This window comes from Brachyspira hyodysenteriae ATCC 27164 (assembly GCF_001676785.2).
Taxonomy (GTDB): domain Bacteria; phylum Spirochaetota; class Brachyspiria; order Brachyspirales; family Brachyspiraceae; genus Brachyspira; species Brachyspira hyodysenteriae.
This window is the reverse complement of record NZ_CP015910.2, coordinates 1,932,744-1,947,593: the sequence shown is the minus strand read 5'-3', so window position 1 is coordinate 1,947,593 and position 14,850 is coordinate 1,932,744. Positions and strand designations below refer to the sequence as shown.

Genomic DNA, 14,850 nt, shown 5'->3' with positions numbered 1-14,850 from the left:
AATAATAATTTTATATTTTTGAATTATACTTGTTTTATATATTGTTTATTATTAAAAAAGGTATATAATATACCTATAAATTAAAACTATATTTTTATTAAATGAAATTTAAGGAGAATTAATATGGCAGAATTGCGTTATAATCCATTGCTTGGAGATTATGTTATGATAGCTAGTCATAGGCAGGCACGTCCTCAGATGCCTAAAGACTATTGCCCATTTTGTCCTGGCAGCGGAAAAGTACCAGATAGTTATGAGGTTCTTTGTTATGATAATGACTTTCCTGCTTTATCTTTTGAACCTCCTTATCCTGATGAAGTTGATAATGGAAAATTGTTTAGAACAGCTCCATCTATAGGTAAATGCGAGGTTATTTTATACTCTCCAGATCATAATACTACTTTACCTGAGCTTCCTGTAGATCATATTGCTAAATTAGTGGCTTTATGGCAGGAAAGAATGAAAGTTATATCAGAAAATAAAAAGATAAAATATATTATGCCATTTGAAAATAAAGGCGAGGTAGTTGGTGTAACAATGCCTCATCCTCATGGACAGATATACGGTTACAGTTGGATTCCTTTGAGAGTTAAAAGAAAAATTGAGATGGCTTCTAGTTATTATAGTGTTAATGGCAGAAATCTATTTTTAGATATGATTGAACAGGAAATTGAATATAATAAGAGAGTTATATTTGAAAATGATCATTTTATATGTTTCTTGCCTTTTGCATCAGAATATCCTTATGGTATAATGATAATGTCTAAAAAACAGAAAAATTCTATTACTGATTTTAATAAAGAAGAAAGTTTATCTCTAGCAGATGCCTTGAAAAAAGCTACTTCTACATTGGATTTATTATTCGATATGAAATTTCCTTATATGATGTGTATGTATAGTGCTCCTGTAAATGATGGTTTTAATTACAGTGATATATGGAATTATCATATAGAATTTTTCCCTCCTATGAGAAGTAAAGAAAAACAAAAATTCAATGCTTCTTCAGAAACAGGAGCTTGGGCACCTTGCAATCCTACAAGTCCTGAGGAAATGGCTGCTCAATTAAGAACAGCATATATCAGATATATGGGAATGTAGAATTTGTTGAAATTTACTATTATAATACCGCACCGAGTTGGTGAAAACATAGAAAAGACTTTAGAAGGGGTATATCTATCTAATTACCCTAAGGAGAATATTGAAATTTTTCAGGCAGAAGGAACTCATCCTACTGTTCAGAGAAATGAATGTATTAAGCAGTCTTTAGGGGATATTATATATTTTATAGATAATGATTCTATTGTAAGTCCGGATAATATTAAGGAAGCTAGTATCATATTTGAGTCTGATGAAAAAATAGCGATAGTAGGAGGTCCTGCTGTACATCAAGTTAATTCTTTGGTTGAAATGTATATAGATAGATGTATGAGAGCCTATTATGCAGTAGGTCCTATAGCTAATAGATATAGATTTGATAATAATGATGTAAAAGAAGGAAGCGACCGAGATGTTATACTTTGCAATTTATTTGTAAGGAGAAATGTATTATTTGAGGCAGGACTTTTCAATGAAAATTTATACCCTAATGAAGAGAATGCTTTAATAGATAAAATATTATCCCTTGGTTATAAATTAATATATAATCCTAAAATAATAGTTCAAAGGCCTCCTAGATCAAATTTAAAATCTTATATAAAAATGCTGCTTAATTATGGTAGGGGCAGATTTGAACAATTATTTAGAGATTTTAATATTAAAAATTTAATATTTATATTGCCTTCATTATTTGCTAATTATGTAATTTTAACCCCTATAGTATTATGTGCTTATCATTTTTCTCAATTAAGTGTATTAAAATTTTATTTTCTTCCATTATTAGTTTACATAATAATGACATCGTTAGCAGGAATTTTATATTCTTTTTCTGATAAAGGTATTATATCAAAAATTCGAGGTATATTTGTATATCCTTTTATGTTTTTTATAACACATTTTTTTTATGGTCTTGGATTTTTTTATGGAATTATTAGAATAATGACTAAATTCAAGAGAGTAGCTAATTTTTCTGTAAAGAAATATAAATCTTTTGAATAAATTGATATTTACATATTGTAAAAATAATTATATTATATATCCTTAATGTATATTTAATTTTGTTGAATTATTAGGGTTTGTAAAAAATGTATATTTATAAATACATATTATGTATTTTGTTTATATTTTCATTTAATTTATATTGTATTACTAGTGTCAAGATTTCTGATAGTTTTTATAGCATAACTTCTGTTAATGATGGTATAACAGATATAAATGATCTAGTTTTTGAAGATTATTCTATTAATCTCAGCACTATTGATTTTCCTAAATTAAGTACTTTTTTTATGGTTCAAAGTAAAATTCCTATATTATCAATATTTTTAAATTTATATGAGTTTATGGGATATGATAAAAATGTAGAAACTTCTGTAAGTTATTTAAATTTTTTCAGAACTTTAAAAACTATAGAATGGTACTTTTTGGGCAATAGAAAGGTATCAGCCTTTTTTACATATTCAAGTTCAATGAATATTAATTACAATACTATGATAAGAGATTTATCTGCATCTTATTCTAGATTTTATACTGATACAAATATATTGCTTGGTATTTATTTCCATTTTTAGCTTTATAGTATGAATTATTTATTAGAAAATATTTAAAAAATCTAATAAAGTTTGTTTTTTATTAAGATAAATATTTGCAAATTATAATTATTTATGATATACTGTACAGAAAATTATATTAATTAAAAAGGTTATAGGTGTCAAGTACATACGAAATAATAACTCTAGATGGTCCTTCAGGGGCAGGTAAAAGTACAATAGCTAAATTATTAGCGAAGAAATTATCTTTTAAATACTTAGATACAGGTGCTATGTACAGAGCTGTAACCCTATATATGATAAAACATAATATTGATATAAATAATAATAGTGAAGTCATATCAGCTCTTAATAATTTAAATATTAATTTTGATAATGATGGAAGAATATATTTAGATAATGAAGATGTAACAGAAGCTATAAGAAGTATGGAAGTTGTTAATCTGGTTTCTAAGGTTTCTTCTATAAGCATTGTAAGACAGAATATGGTATCTCTACAAAGAAAAATAGCAGAAGGCGGTAATTATGTTGTAGATGGTAGAGACATAGGCAGTGTAGTATTTCCTAATTCCAAATATAAGTTTTATATGGATGCATCTTTAGATGAAAGAGCTAAAAGAAGATATAATGAGGAATTATCTAAAGGTAAAAATATTACTTATGAAGAGGTTAGGGAAAGTATAAGAAAAAGAGATGAGTTTGACTCGAATAGAGAGGATAGTCCATTGGTGGTGCCTGAAAATGCAAATATAATAGACACTACAAGTATGACTATTGATGAAGTGGTTGAAAAAATCGCTAATGTGATTTTTAATATAAAGTCTAATTAAATATTAGATTATTTTTTAACCTGTCAAAGTACAGGAGGGAGAAGGAACAATGGAAGATAATAAAAATTTATCAAATGATGAAATTGAATTTCGCAAGGCTTTAGAGGAAAGTGATAATACATTTTTAAGCCGAGGAAAAATCGTTAAAGGCAAAGTAGTTCAGTTTGATGATACTGATGTTTTTATAGATTTTGATTCTAAATCTGAAGGTAAAATTAAAAGAAGTGAATTTGATAAAGAACCTACTATTGGAGAGGAAATAGAAGCTATTGTTTCAGGCGAAGATGATAAAGGTTATGTTATATTGTCTAAGAGTGAAATAGATAAGAGAAAATCTCAGGAATTAATAGATAATGCTGTAAAAAATAATACTGCAATTACAGGTGTTGTTAAAGAAGTTATCAAAGGCGGATTTAAAGTATCTATAATGGGACATCAGGCATTCTGTCCTTTTTCTCAAATAGATTTAGCAAGAGGAATTAAAGAAGCTGATTATATAGGTAAAGAGTATGAGTTTAGAGTAATCAAGAAAAACGGAAGAGATGTTGTTGTTTCTAGAAGAGTATTATTAGAAGAAACTCAAAATGCCGGAATAGAAACATTCTTAAATAATCTTAAAGAAAATGATATAATCAATGGTAAAGTAAAAAATATTGAAAAATTCGGTGCTTTTATTGAAATTACACCAGGTTTTGATGGATTCCTTGCCATACCTAATATGTCTTGGGATAAAGTTGTAAATCCTAAGTCTGTAATATCAAAAGGTGAAGAAAGAATGTTCAAAGTTCTTCACATTGATAAAGAAAATCGTAAAGTTGATTTAGGTCTTAAGCAATTGGATGAAGATCCTTGGGGTAAATTTGTAGAGCAATATCATATAGGCGATATTATCAATGGAGAAGTTACTAATGTTAAAAAATTCGGTGCTTTTGTAAAAGTTGCTGATGGTATAGAAGGACTTGTTCATGTTTCAGATTTAAGCTGGAATTCTCATGTTAATAATCCTAGTGATTTTGTTAAAAAAGGTGCTTTCTTAGAGTGCAAAATACTTGATATGAATGCTGCTGAGAGAAAACTTACTTTAGGATTAAAACAAGTTAAAGAAAATCCTTGGGATACAGTTGAAAAAGATTTCCCTGTTAAATCTGCTGTAAAATGTAAAGTAAAAAGAATCATTAAAAACTTTGCTGTATTTGAACTTCCTAATGGTTTGGAAGGTATATGTGATATAAGCGATTTTGATTGGAGAAACAATATCGTTAATATGAAAGATTATGTAAAAGAAGGCGAAGAAGTTAATATGGTTATCATGTCTATAGACAGAGATAAACAAAGAATTAAATTAAGCTATAAACATACTAAAGACAGCCCTTGGAGATTATTTGAAAAAGCACATCCTCAAGGTTCTATAGTTGATGGTACTGTAAAAGCTATAGTTGATTCTGGTGCTATTGTTTCTTTGGAAGATGATTTGGAAGGTTATATGCATGTTTCTCAAGTTGAAATTCCTAAAGGAAGTACTTTAGAAGAAGTAGTTAAAGTAGGAGAAACTTATCCTTTTGTTGTAAGAGAAGTTAATCAAAGCAAGAGAAGAATTTCATTGTCAAGAAGAGAATACATGGAAGCTCAAAACAAGAAAGAAACACAAAATTATATTTCTAAAGCAGAGCCTACTTCTTTGACTTATAATCCTTTTGACAATATAAACAATTAATTAAATAAATAATTATTTGAAATAAAAAATCCTAATATCTTTATGGTATTAGGATTTTTTATTGATTTTAATATTATTATATATAATAATATTTCAAATATTTATTGACAAATGAACTAATTAAAGTATAATTCATACTAATTATTCTAAGTAATATTAATTTTTAGAAGGTATATTATGAAAAAGATTCTTATTATATCATCAGAATATACAGGTCATGGTCATAAAAGCGTTCACACTTCACTTTTACAAGGTTTCAAATCATTATACTCAGAAGAAATAGAATGTAAGGTTGTAAATGGCTTTACACTTGGCGGTCCTGATCTTATGGCTGCTGAAAGACTTTATAATAGCTGTATAAAATATGCTCCTAAATTATGGTATAAAATTTTTAGGTTCTCTTTTAAAAATAGAGATATTATAAATAAAAATAATGCCATTCATGTTAAAAGAAAATTTTTAAAGCTTTTAAAAGAATATAAACCTGATATAATAGTTAATGTTCACCCAATGTTTAGCGGAAGCCTTCTAAGTATTTTAAAAAAGAAAAAGATAAATACAAAATTTTTTATTATAATAACAGATTTAATTACAATAAGCAAATTATGGTTTGATAACAGAGCTGATAAAATTATAAGCCCTTCTTATGAAGCTTCTGAATATATGATGAAAAATGGAGTAGATAAAGAAAGAATTATTACATTTGGCTTGCCTGTTAGAGAAGGATTTAATGCTTTATATAAAACTAAAGAAGAAGTAATAAAAAATACAAATATTAATAATACATTGAAAATACTTCTGCTTAATAATTCTGAAAGAACTAAAAGACTTATGTATATAATAGACGGTTTATATGAAAGATATAAATGCGAAGTAACTGTTGTATGCGGAAGAAATGAAAAAACATTTAATAAATTAAACAAAGTTTATTCTTCTAGAGAAAATAAACCTATTATAATGGGATACACTCAAGAATTACCTAGATTATTTCATGAGAATGATATATTAATAACAAGATCAGGTCCTACAGCTATTATAGAAGCTATTAACTGTTTAATTCCTATTGTATCTATGGGAGCTTTACCTGGTCAGGAAGAAGAAAACCCTATATATATTGATAATAATGGTTTAGGATATGATACTAGTTCTACAGATGATATATTTAATAAAATAGATTTACTTGTTGCTAATAATAGAGAGAATCTAGTAAAAATGAGAGAAAAGCAATTCGATTATTACGGCAGAGATGTAAGAGAAAAGATAGTTAAATATATTGCTGATGAATTGTATAAAGACTCAGAAAATAAATAAAATCTTTTTTATAATAAAATAATATATAAAAAATATCTCATCAATTAAAGAGGTTAATATATTGATTACTAATGCAAAGATGAAAGAATTGATTTCTGATATAGATTTATCAAATATAGAATTAAAAAATTATTATTCTATATTTGAAAGAGAAAATTCTGAAAATGAAAAATATTGGGTTATAAGTAATGAAACAGACTGTACTTTATGCAGAACTTCTTTTGTTGGAAAAAATTTAACAGATTTTGAATGGGAAAATAATGAGATATATATTTCAAATAGTTTGAATGTTAAAGAAGTTCTTAATCTTTCTTTAAAAATGTTTATGTCTTTAAAAAAAATTCTTGAAGAAAATTATTCTTATCAGAAATTTGATTTAATATTATCTTTATATGAAAAAAATAATGATCTTCCTCCTAATGCTAATATAAGATTCTATGCTGTCAGAGATAATTTCAGAATGATAGATTTGGAAAATATAGAAAGCAATAAATCAGAAGCAATTTTGATAGAAACAGTCAATCAAAATTAATTAAAAAATACAATATATACCCGTATATTAAAAAATCAATTATATATATAAAATATGCTTGATATTTATTTATTAAAATGTTATAATATTCTAACAATGGAAGGTTATAAAATAGATTAATGTGATATTCATATTTTTCTATTTTCTTAAAATTAATTAGATAATAGGAGAATCTAAAAATGGCTGATAAGACAATATGTTTTTGTATGGCAGTAACTGAGAATCAAATTAGAGATGCTATCAAATCAAAAAAATTAAAAACAGTAGAAGAAGTTTCTAATGCAACTAAAGCCGGTACTGGATGCGGCGGATGTCAAGTTGCTATAAAACAAATATTAGATGAAATGAATAAATAATTTAAAAAATAAAAAATATTATTTTTATATCCCAAAATTATTTAATATATTTATATTAAATGATTAACTTAGATGGAGGTAGGAACATGTGGGAATATACAGATAAAGTAAAGGATCATTTTATTAATCCTAGAAATGTAGGGGAAATACAAAACCCTGATGCAGAAGCTATGACAGGAAGTATCGTGTGCGGAGATGCACTAAAATTAACATTAAAAATAAATAAAGATACTGAAGTTATAGAAGATGCTAAATTTCAAACATTTGGCTGTGCTTCAGCTATAGCAAGCAGCAGTATATTAACGGAGATGATTAAGGGTAAAACTCTTGATGAAGCTTCAAAAATTACTAACAGAGATATAGCTTTGGAATTAGGAGGTCTTCCTGAGGAGAAGATGCATTGTTCTGTTATGGGAATGGAAACTTTAGAAAAAGCCATTAACAATTACAGAGGAATCGCTACAGAAGATGATGAGCATGATGAAGGAGCTATTATTTGTAAATGTTTTGGTATAACAGATACTAAAATAAAAAGAGCAATCAGAGAAAATAACTTAAAAACTGTAGATGAAGTTACTTTCTACACTAAAGCTGGCGGCGGATGCGGAGCTTGTAAGGTTAAGATCGAAGATATTCTTAATGAAGAATTGGCAGATATGGAGAGAGAAGCTAAAAATGCTCCGATGACTACAGTTCAGAAGATTAAGAAGATAGAAGAAGCTTTGGAGAGAGTTATCAATCCTATGCTAAAAATGGACGGCGGAAGCTGCAGACTTGTAGATGTTGACGGTAATAAAGTTATGATAGAGTTTAAAGGAGCTTGTTCAGCTTGTGCTTCTTCAAAAAATACTTTGAAAGGTTTTGTTGAGCCTAAATTGCAGGAACTTGTTTCTAAAGATTTAGAAGTTGTAGGTGTTTGATTGATACGGAGTTGATATATGGAAGAGAAAAAAATAATATATATGGATAATAATGCCACAACTAGAGTATATCCTGAAGTATTGGAGGCTATGCTTCCTTATTTCAAAGATCAATACTTTAATCCTTCTAGTATGTATACTCCGGCAGGAGCAGTACATAAGGAGATGGAGAAAGCAAGAGAACAGGTTGCTGATTTTCTTGGATGCGATCCTATAGAAGTATGTTTCGTTTCTTGCGGAAGTGAGGGAGATAATATGGCTATTAGAGGAACTATAGAAGCATATCCTACTAAGAATCATATTATAACTACAAAAATAGAACACCCGGCAGTTATAGAGACATGCAAATCTTTAGAGCGACATGGTTATAGAGTTACTTATCTTTCTGTTGATAATGACGGAAATATAAATATTGACGAATTAAAAAATGCTATTAATGAAAATACAGCTATAGTATCTATAATGTATGCCAATAATGAGACAGGAGTTATTTATCCTATAAAAGAGATAGGACAGATAGTAAAAAATGCAGGAGCAGTATTCCATGTTGATGCTGTTCAGGCTGCAGGTAAATTACCTCTTAATATGAAAGATGAACCTTATATTGATATGCTTACAATAGCAGGTCATAAAATACATGCACCTAAAGGTATTGGAGTTTTATATATCAAAAAGGGTACTAAATTAAGAACTGTTCAAACAGGAGGCCATCAGGAAAGAGGACGCCGTGCCGGTACTGAGAATGTGCCTTATATTATTGGTTTGGGTAAAGCTGCTTCTATGGTTAAAGCAGAACTTCCTAGGTTTATGGAGCATACAGCTAAACTTAGAGATACTTTAGAAGATGAAGTTTTAAAAAGAATAACTGATGTTAAAATAAATGGTAGAGGTGCTAATAGAGTAAGCAATACAGCAAATATTAGTTTTAAAAATATAGAAGGCGAAGCCATACTTCTTTTATTAGACGGATATGGAATTTGTACTTCAAGCGGAAGTGCCTGTTCATCTGGTACATTAGAACCTTCCCCCGTACTTCAAGCTATGGGCGTGCCTTTTGAATATGCACATAGTTCTACAAGATTTTCTTTATCATTGGACAACACTATGGAAGAAATAATGTATACTGCTGATGCTATAGAAAAGATTGTTAAAAGATTAAGGGATATATCTCCTTATAGAAATTAAAAATTAATATTTTGAAATTAAAAAGCCTGTCATATTTTATGGCAGGCTTTAATTTTATACTTAGTCTTAAATAGTACTAAATATATTTCTTTATTATTTATTAAAATAAACTTTTTACTTATTGACTTAATAGTTAATATCTATATACTAATAAAAAATAATTATTAAGGCAGATAAAATGGATTACAAAAAATTAAATGATATTATAGTTTCTATGAGAAGAGATTTGCATCAAATTCCTGAAGTTGGTACAGAACTTCCTCAAACAAAAAATTATGTTATAAATAAATTAAAAGAATTAGGACTTTCATATAAAGAATCTTCACTTGACAGCGGATTAGTTTGCGATATAGGAAGCGGTGATAATGTAGTTGCTATAAGAGCAGATATGGACGCTTTGCCTATACAGGAAGAAACAGGATGTGAATACGCTTCTAAAAATGGTAATATGCATGCATGCGGACATGATGCACATACTGCATGTCTTTTAGGTGCTGCTCATTATTTAAAAGAAAATGAATCAAGATTGAAAGGAAAGGTAAGATTGGTATTTCAGGCTGCGGAAGAATTGGCAGTTGGTGCACATAATATGCTTAATTCAGGACTTCTTGAAGGAGTTAAAGCTATAGTAGGTACTCATATAGGTACTTTGGCAGCAGGTACACCAAGCGGAGAGTTTGTATTGAAAGAAGGGCCTTTAATGGCTTCTAATGACAGAGTATTTATTAAAGTTATAGGAAAAGGTGCACATGGAGCATATCCTCATCTTTCTATTGATCCTATGCTTACAGCAAGCCAAATAGTACAGGGTATTTATAATATCAAAAGCAGAGAGATACTTGCAACAGATCCTGTAATAATATCTATATGTATGATTCATGGCGGAACTCAGTATAATGTTATACCTACTGAAGTAAATATTGAAGGTACTTTCAGAACTTTCAGTGAAGAGAATAGAGCATTTATAACAGAGAGAATAAAAGAGGTGGCAGAATCAATTGCAGCAGCTAACAGAGCTAAGGCTGAAGTTGTTATAAAAAGAAGAGGTGCACCTGTTGTTAATAATGAAAAAATATATGAACAGTTAAATGAAGTTTGTAATGAACTTGGATTTAAAAAAGCATCTCATTATAGTTTATCAATGGCTGGTGAAGATTTTGCGGATTATTTAGAGAAGATTGACGGAGCTTTTATATTATTTTCAACTGCTACAGAAAAGAATATAGCTCATCATAATAGTAAATTTGAGATAGATGAATCAAAATTATATCAGCCTCCTGTTTTGATGAGCGAATGGGCTATTAAATATTTAGAAAATAATAAATGATAATAAAATTTGATTAATTAAAAAATATTATTTTTAATTTATACTAAAAATTTTTAACTTTGTCAATTTTTTGTTGTTCTTTTTCCCGCCGCAAAAAGAACCAAAAAGTGCGAATATAAAATTAGTGTTAAATCATACTAATTATATTTTACATGTAAGATAAATTACTAAATTTAAGTCAAAATGCAGTCTTTTTGGTTCTCGCCGCAGGCGGGCTTCGCCTGTGTCATACCTAAAGGTACTTTTTTCGGTCGCAAAAGAACTGGGGATGTGGGGGCTAGTCCCCACAAATAACCTAAATTTAAAAGTATGTTTTTAACAAACTTGAAAATTTTTAGTATATAAAAAATATTGGGATTATACTGTGAACTATAATGAAAAACATTTAAAAAATATAGATGAAGCTTTGGTAAAGGCAGAACTTCTTTATGACAAGTGTATTTGCTGCGGACATATATGCAATGTTAATCGCAATAAAAACAAAATAGGAAGATGCAAAATTTTTGAAGATACCAATCATATAAAAACTGCCTCTCATACTTTGCATTTCGGTGAAGAGCCTATGCTTGTAGGCGAAGGCGGAAGCGGTACGGTGTTTTTTTCAAGCTGTAATTTAAGCTGTGTGTTTTGTCAGAATCATCAAATAAGTTCAGACGGAGTAGGTGAGATAATTGATATTGAAACATTGTCAGATTATTTTTTGGATTTAGAAAAACAAGGTGCAGAAAATATTAATCTTGTAAGTGCAACTCATGTTATTTATCCTGTATTAAAAGGTTTAAAAATAGCTTTTGAAAAAGGTCTTAATCTTCCTATAGTTTATAATACTAATGGTTATGATACTAAAGAATTATTAGATTGTTTGGATGGTATTGTTGATATATATTTGCCTGATTTAAAATATGTTTTTGATGACAAAGCTTTTAAATATTCTAAGGCTGAAAATTATTTTAATACTGCAATAAATGCAATAGAAATAATGAAAGAACAAGTAGGCGATTTAATTGTTAATGAAAAAGGCATTGCTGAAAAAGGTATAATAATAAGGCATTTAATACTTCCAAATAATGAATCAGATTCTTATGATGTGTTAATAGAACTTAAAGAGAGGGGTTTTTTAAATACCACAATATCTTTAATGTCGCAATATAATCCTAAATTTAAAGCCTGCAATTTTGAGAGTATAAACCGAAAATTATATAAAAAAGAGTATGATGATTTAGTTGATTATGCTTTGGATTTAGGTTTTGAAAATTTGCTTGTTCAGGAAATGGAAAGTTCTGACAATTACAATCCTGATTTTACTAAGGAAAAGCCTTTTCAAATGTAATTAATTTATATAAAATATAAATATTAACAGTATTATATTTTACAATTAATTAAATAAGTTTTATTTTGACAAAAATATTATATAATGTATAATATATACTAAGTATAGTATTATTTATTAGATTTTAAGGAAGAAACTATGAATGAAATTTTTGCACTTTTAGAAAGCGAAGAGGTTGATAAAAGACTTGAGGCTCTTGAAGAGTTGGCAAAAAATGTAGAAAATTCCGATAAAACTACTGTAATTAAAGCTTTAAAGCCGCATATATTAGATTGGGATGAAAATGTTCGTCTTAAAGTGGCTCAAGTATTAAAATTGTATACGGGACAATAATTATGGGAAGAATAATATCATTTTCTAGCGGAAAGGGAGGAGCAGGTAAAACTTTATGCTCTGTTAATTTTTCTGCTGAATTAGCTTCTAGAGGATATAAGGTTTTAGTTTTTGATATAGATATTAACTGTTCTAATGTATTTATATTGCTTCATGTAAAGCCTCAGTCTAAACTGCAGGAATATTTTGAAGGTACTTTGACATTAAAAGATTGTGTTATAAAAAGTGAATATGGTATAGATGTTATAAGTGCCGGAGTTAATATACAAAGATTTGTTCAGTTTGAGAATGATTTCAATTTATCTAATTTAGCTAAAGATTTGAAAGTATTATCACAGGAATATGATTATGTTATTATAGACTATGCTGCAGGAATTACTCAGCCTATGATGCGCTTCTATGAAATGTCTGATGATATAATACTTGTAGCCAATCCTGAAATTACAGCTCTTACAGATCTTTACAGACTTATGAAAATGATATATGTCAATAATATGACAGATAAGATGTATTTGATAGTAAATAAAGTAAAAAATATAGATTGGGCTATCAACTTGTATAGAGAAGTAAAAAAGGTAACTGCGAAATTTTCTCTTGATATAAATTTAGTTCTTTTAGGTCCTGTTTTGTTCGATGAAGAAAAGGTTATGATATCCGTTCAAAAAAGAATACCTATAATAATATTATACCCTAAAACTCCTATTAAAGGCGGTTTTTCATTGGCTGTTACTAGGTACTTATATGATATAGGTGTAATGCAAGATGAAAATGCCAGAGAAAAAACTTTTTCTGATTTCTTCTGATTTCATTAATTGGATTATATATTAATTATCTACTCTTTTCAGCATAAATAATTTCTAATTTTTATTGAAATTGTATTATATAAAATGTAGCAATATAGTCTTTTATTTTTTAATTTAATACTAATAATATAAAAATATTTATACATAATATAAGAAAAGAAGTTGTTTAAATTTGACAAATACAGATAATATTGGTAAACTATTAACATGAATATAAGAGGAGGTATATGCTTATGAGTAAAAATATTGTTATCACTATCAGCAGAGAATTCGGCAGCGGCGGAAGATATATTGGAGAAATGGTTGCTAAGGATTTGAATATACCTTTTTATGATAAAGCTATAATAGAAATGGCATCAGATAAAACAGGATTTTCTCCGGAATATATTAAAGAAAATGAACAAAAATTAACAGGAGCTTCTCTTTTTAATTTTGCAATAACAGGTTCTTATGCCGGAAATATGGTATTTGGTAATGGAGAGTCTTTACAGGATACTATGTTTTTTGCCCAAAGTAATGTTATAAAAGAAGTAGCATCCAAACATTCTTGCGTTATAGTTGGAAGATGCGCAAATCATATATTGGAAGGAATGGATAATTGTATTAATATATTTATTTATTCTGATATGGAAAACAAAATAAAAAGAGCTGTTGAAGAATATAAATTAGATAGTGCGAATATAGAAAAAATCTTAAAAGAAAGAGATAAGTTAAGAGCAAAACATTATAATTATTATACAGGAAAAAATTGGGGAGATGCTAGAAATTATCATGCTTGTTTGAATAGTGATTTTATAGGCATAGATAATACAATAGAATTAATAGAAAAAATAGCTAAGTCAAAGTTATAATAAGGTATTTATTATGAATATAATAGCCGATTTGCATACTCATACTTTAGTAAGCGAGCATGCTTATAGTACAGTTGATGAAATGGTGAATTCAGCTAATGAGAAAGGTTTTTTAGCTTTAGCCATCACGGATCATGGTCCAGCTTCCAGCGACGGAGCTAAATCAGGGCATTTTAAAGCTATGCATAGTCTTCCTAATTATATTAATGGACTCAGATTTCTTAGAGGATGCGAGGCTAATATTTTAGATTATAACGGAAAAGTAGATTTAAGTGAAAATATATTAGAATATTTAGATTTTGTTATAGCTTCATATCATGAGGATTCAATACAGCCTTTAAGCAAAAAAGATCATACAAATGGATATGCGGAAATTATAAAAAATCCTCATATAGATTGTTTAGGTCATGTTGGTAATCCTAAATTTGAATTTGATATTGAATATATAGTTAAATTATGCAAAGAATATAATAAATTAATAGAGATTAATTCATCATCTTTTACAGTTAGAAAAGGAAGCGCTCCGATATGCCGTGAAGTAGCTTTAAAATGCAAAAAATATGAAACTAATATTGTAATAACATCTGACGCTCATTCAAAATACAAAATAGGGGATTTTAAAGATTCTATAGAGTTATTATTATCTATAGATTTTCCTGGGGATCTTATACTAAATGCAGATTATGGTAAATTGATGGAATATCTTGGTATATAAA

Annotated in this window: 16 protein-coding genes; all 16 read left to right on the top strand. The window is 28.2% G+C overall.

The annotated features are described in order from the left end of the window. Positions 1 to 123 precede the first annotated feature (123 nt). The 16 genes from galT to BHYOB78_RS08435 all read left to right on the top strand — a co-directional run bounded on the left by galT (position 124) and on the right by BHYOB78_RS08435 (position 14,849). The gene (galT, locus tag BHYOB78_RS08510; protein ID WP_012670363.1) at positions 124 to 1,098 is read left to right on the top strand and encodes a galactose-1-phosphate uridylyltransferase; all 975 of its coding nucleotides are present in this window, start codon (positions 124 to 126) and stop codon (positions 1,096 to 1,098) included. Positions 1,099 to 1,101: 3 nt separating this feature from the next. Further along, positions 1,102 to 2,094, top strand: coding sequence for a glycosyltransferase (locus tag BHYOB78_RS08505; protein WP_028331279.1), 993 nt, complete (start codon positions 1,102 to 1,104; stop codon positions 2,092 to 2,094). Positions 2,095 to 2,180: 86 nt separating this feature from the next. Then, positions 2,181 to 2,663, top strand: coding sequence for a hypothetical protein (locus tag BHYOB78_RS08500; protein ID WP_020063842.1), 483 nt, complete (start codon positions 2,181 to 2,183; stop codon positions 2,661 to 2,663). A 137-nt stretch (positions 2,664 to 2,800) separates the two neighbouring features. Then, a complete protein-coding gene (gene cmk, locus BHYOB78_RS08495) occupies positions 2,801 to 3,472 on the top strand; it encodes a (d)CMP kinase (RefSeq protein ID WP_012670360.1) in 672 nt (223 codons plus the stop codon). Positions 3,473 to 3,521: 49 nt separating this feature from the next. Further along, a complete protein-coding gene (locus tag BHYOB78_RS08490) occupies positions 3,522 to 5,186 on the top strand; it encodes a S1 RNA-binding domain-containing protein (protein ID WP_012670359.1) in 1,665 nt (554 codons plus the stop codon). 177 nt (positions 5,187 to 5,363) lie between these two features. Next, a complete protein-coding gene (locus BHYOB78_RS08485) occupies positions 5,364 to 6,497 on the top strand; it encodes an MGDG synthase family glycosyltransferase (protein WP_012670358.1) in 1,134 nt (377 codons plus the stop codon). 79 nt (positions 6,498 to 6,576) lie between these two features. Further along, positions 6,577 to 7,029 (top strand): hypothetical protein, encoded by a 453-nt coding sequence (locus BHYOB78_RS08480; protein ID WP_012670357.1) that lies wholly within the window; start codon positions 6,577 to 6,579, stop codon positions 7,027 to 7,029. Between the two features lie 179 nt (positions 7,030 to 7,208). Then, positions 7,209 to 7,385 carry a (2Fe-2S)-binding protein gene (locus tag BHYOB78_RS08475; RefSeq protein ID WP_014487483.1) on the top strand — a complete coding sequence of 59 codons (177 nt, stop codon included), beginning with the start codon at positions 7,209 to 7,211 and terminating at the stop codon, positions 7,383 to 7,385. 86 nt (positions 7,386 to 7,471) lie between these two features. Continuing rightward, on the top strand, positions 7,472 to 8,305 hold the full coding sequence (nifU, locus tag BHYOB78_RS08470; RefSeq protein ID WP_012670355.1) for a Fe-S cluster assembly protein NifU: 834 nt from the start codon (positions 7,472 to 7,474) through the stop codon (positions 8,303 to 8,305). An 18-nt stretch (positions 8,306 to 8,323) separates the two neighbouring features. Next, positions 8,324 to 9,490, top strand: coding sequence for a cysteine desulfurase NifS (gene nifS / locus BHYOB78_RS08465; protein ID WP_020063840.1), 1,167 nt, complete (start codon positions 8,324 to 8,326; stop codon positions 9,488 to 9,490). Between the two features lie 178 nt (positions 9,491 to 9,668). Beyond that, a complete protein-coding gene (locus tag BHYOB78_RS08460) occupies positions 9,669 to 10,817 on the top strand; it encodes a M20 metallopeptidase family protein (RefSeq protein ID WP_020063839.1) in 1,149 nt (382 codons plus the stop codon). Between the two features lie 364 nt (positions 10,818 to 11,181). Next, positions 11,182 to 12,147 carry a radical SAM protein gene (locus BHYOB78_RS08455; RefSeq protein ID WP_020063838.1) on the top strand — a complete coding sequence of 322 codons (966 nt, stop codon included), beginning with the start codon at positions 11,182 to 11,184 and terminating at the stop codon, positions 12,145 to 12,147. A gap of 138 nt (positions 12,148 to 12,285) precedes the next feature. Then, positions 12,286 to 12,480 (top strand): hypothetical protein, encoded by a 195-nt coding sequence (locus tag BHYOB78_RS08450; protein WP_012670351.1) that lies wholly within the window; start codon positions 12,286 to 12,288, stop codon positions 12,478 to 12,480. A 2-nt stretch (positions 12,481 to 12,482) separates the two neighbouring features. After that, entirely contained in the window at positions 12,483 to 13,283 is an 801-nt protein-coding gene (locus tag BHYOB78_RS08445; protein ID WP_012670350.1) for an AAA family ATPase, read from the top strand. Between the two features lie 233 nt (positions 13,284 to 13,516). Beyond that, the gene (locus BHYOB78_RS08440; protein ID WP_028331278.1) at positions 13,517 to 14,134 is read left to right on the top strand and encodes a cytidylate kinase-like family protein; all 618 of its coding nucleotides are present in this window, start codon (positions 13,517 to 13,519) and stop codon (positions 14,132 to 14,134) included. A 13-nt stretch (positions 14,135 to 14,147) separates the two neighbouring features. Further along, on the top strand, positions 14,148 to 14,849 hold the full coding sequence (locus BHYOB78_RS08435) for a phosphatase (RefSeq protein WP_012670348.1): 702 nt from the start codon (positions 14,148 to 14,150) through the stop codon (positions 14,847 to 14,849). The last annotated feature ends 1 nt before the right edge of the window (position 14,850 follow it).

Excerpts from the sequence above, each read along its gene's own strand:
- BHYOB78_RS08480 (WP_012670357.1), top strand. The coding sequence starts at position 6,577 with ATGAAAGAATTGATTTCTGATATAGATTTATCAAATATAGAATTAAAA.
- nifS (WP_020063840.1), top strand. The coding sequence starts at position 8,324 with ATGGAAGAGAAAAAAATAATATATATGGATAATAATGCCACAACTAGA.
- BHYOB78_RS08445 (WP_012670350.1), top strand. The coding sequence starts at position 12,483 with ATGGGAAGAATAATATCATTTTCTAGCGGAAAGGGAGGAGCAGGTAAA.
- BHYOB78_RS08490 (WP_012670359.1), top strand. The coding sequence starts at position 3,522 with ATGGAAGATAATAAAAATTTATCAAATGATGAAATTGAATTTCGCAAG.
- BHYOB78_RS08500 (WP_020063842.1), top strand. The coding sequence starts at position 2,181 with ATGTATATTTATAAATACATATTATGTATTTTGTTTATATTTTCATTT.
- BHYOB78_RS08485 (WP_012670358.1), top strand. The coding sequence starts at position 5,364 with ATGAAAAAGATTCTTATTATATCATCAGAATATACAGGTCATGGTCAT.
- BHYOB78_RS08460 (WP_020063839.1), top strand. The coding sequence starts at position 9,669 with ATGGATTACAAAAAATTAAATGATATTATAGTTTCTATGAGAAGAGAT.
- BHYOB78_RS08435 (WP_012670348.1), top strand. The coding sequence starts at position 14,148 with ATGAATATAATAGCCGATTTGCATACTCATACTTTAGTAAGCGAGCAT.
- BHYOB78_RS08440 (WP_028331278.1), top strand. The coding sequence starts at position 13,517 with ATGAGTAAAAATATTGTTATCACTATCAGCAGAGAATTCGGCAGCGGC.
- nifU (WP_012670355.1), top strand. The coding sequence starts at position 7,472 with ATGTGGGAATATACAGATAAAGTAAAGGATCATTTTATTAATCCTAGA.
- BHYOB78_RS08450 (WP_012670351.1), top strand. The coding sequence starts at position 12,286 with ATGAATGAAATTTTTGCACTTTTAGAAAGCGAAGAGGTTGATAAAAGA.
- BHYOB78_RS08475 (WP_014487483.1), top strand. The coding sequence starts at position 7,209 with ATGGCTGATAAGACAATATGTTTTTGTATGGCAGTAACTGAGAATCAA.
- galT (WP_012670363.1), top strand. The coding sequence starts at position 124 with ATGGCAGAATTGCGTTATAATCCATTGCTTGGAGATTATGTTATGATA.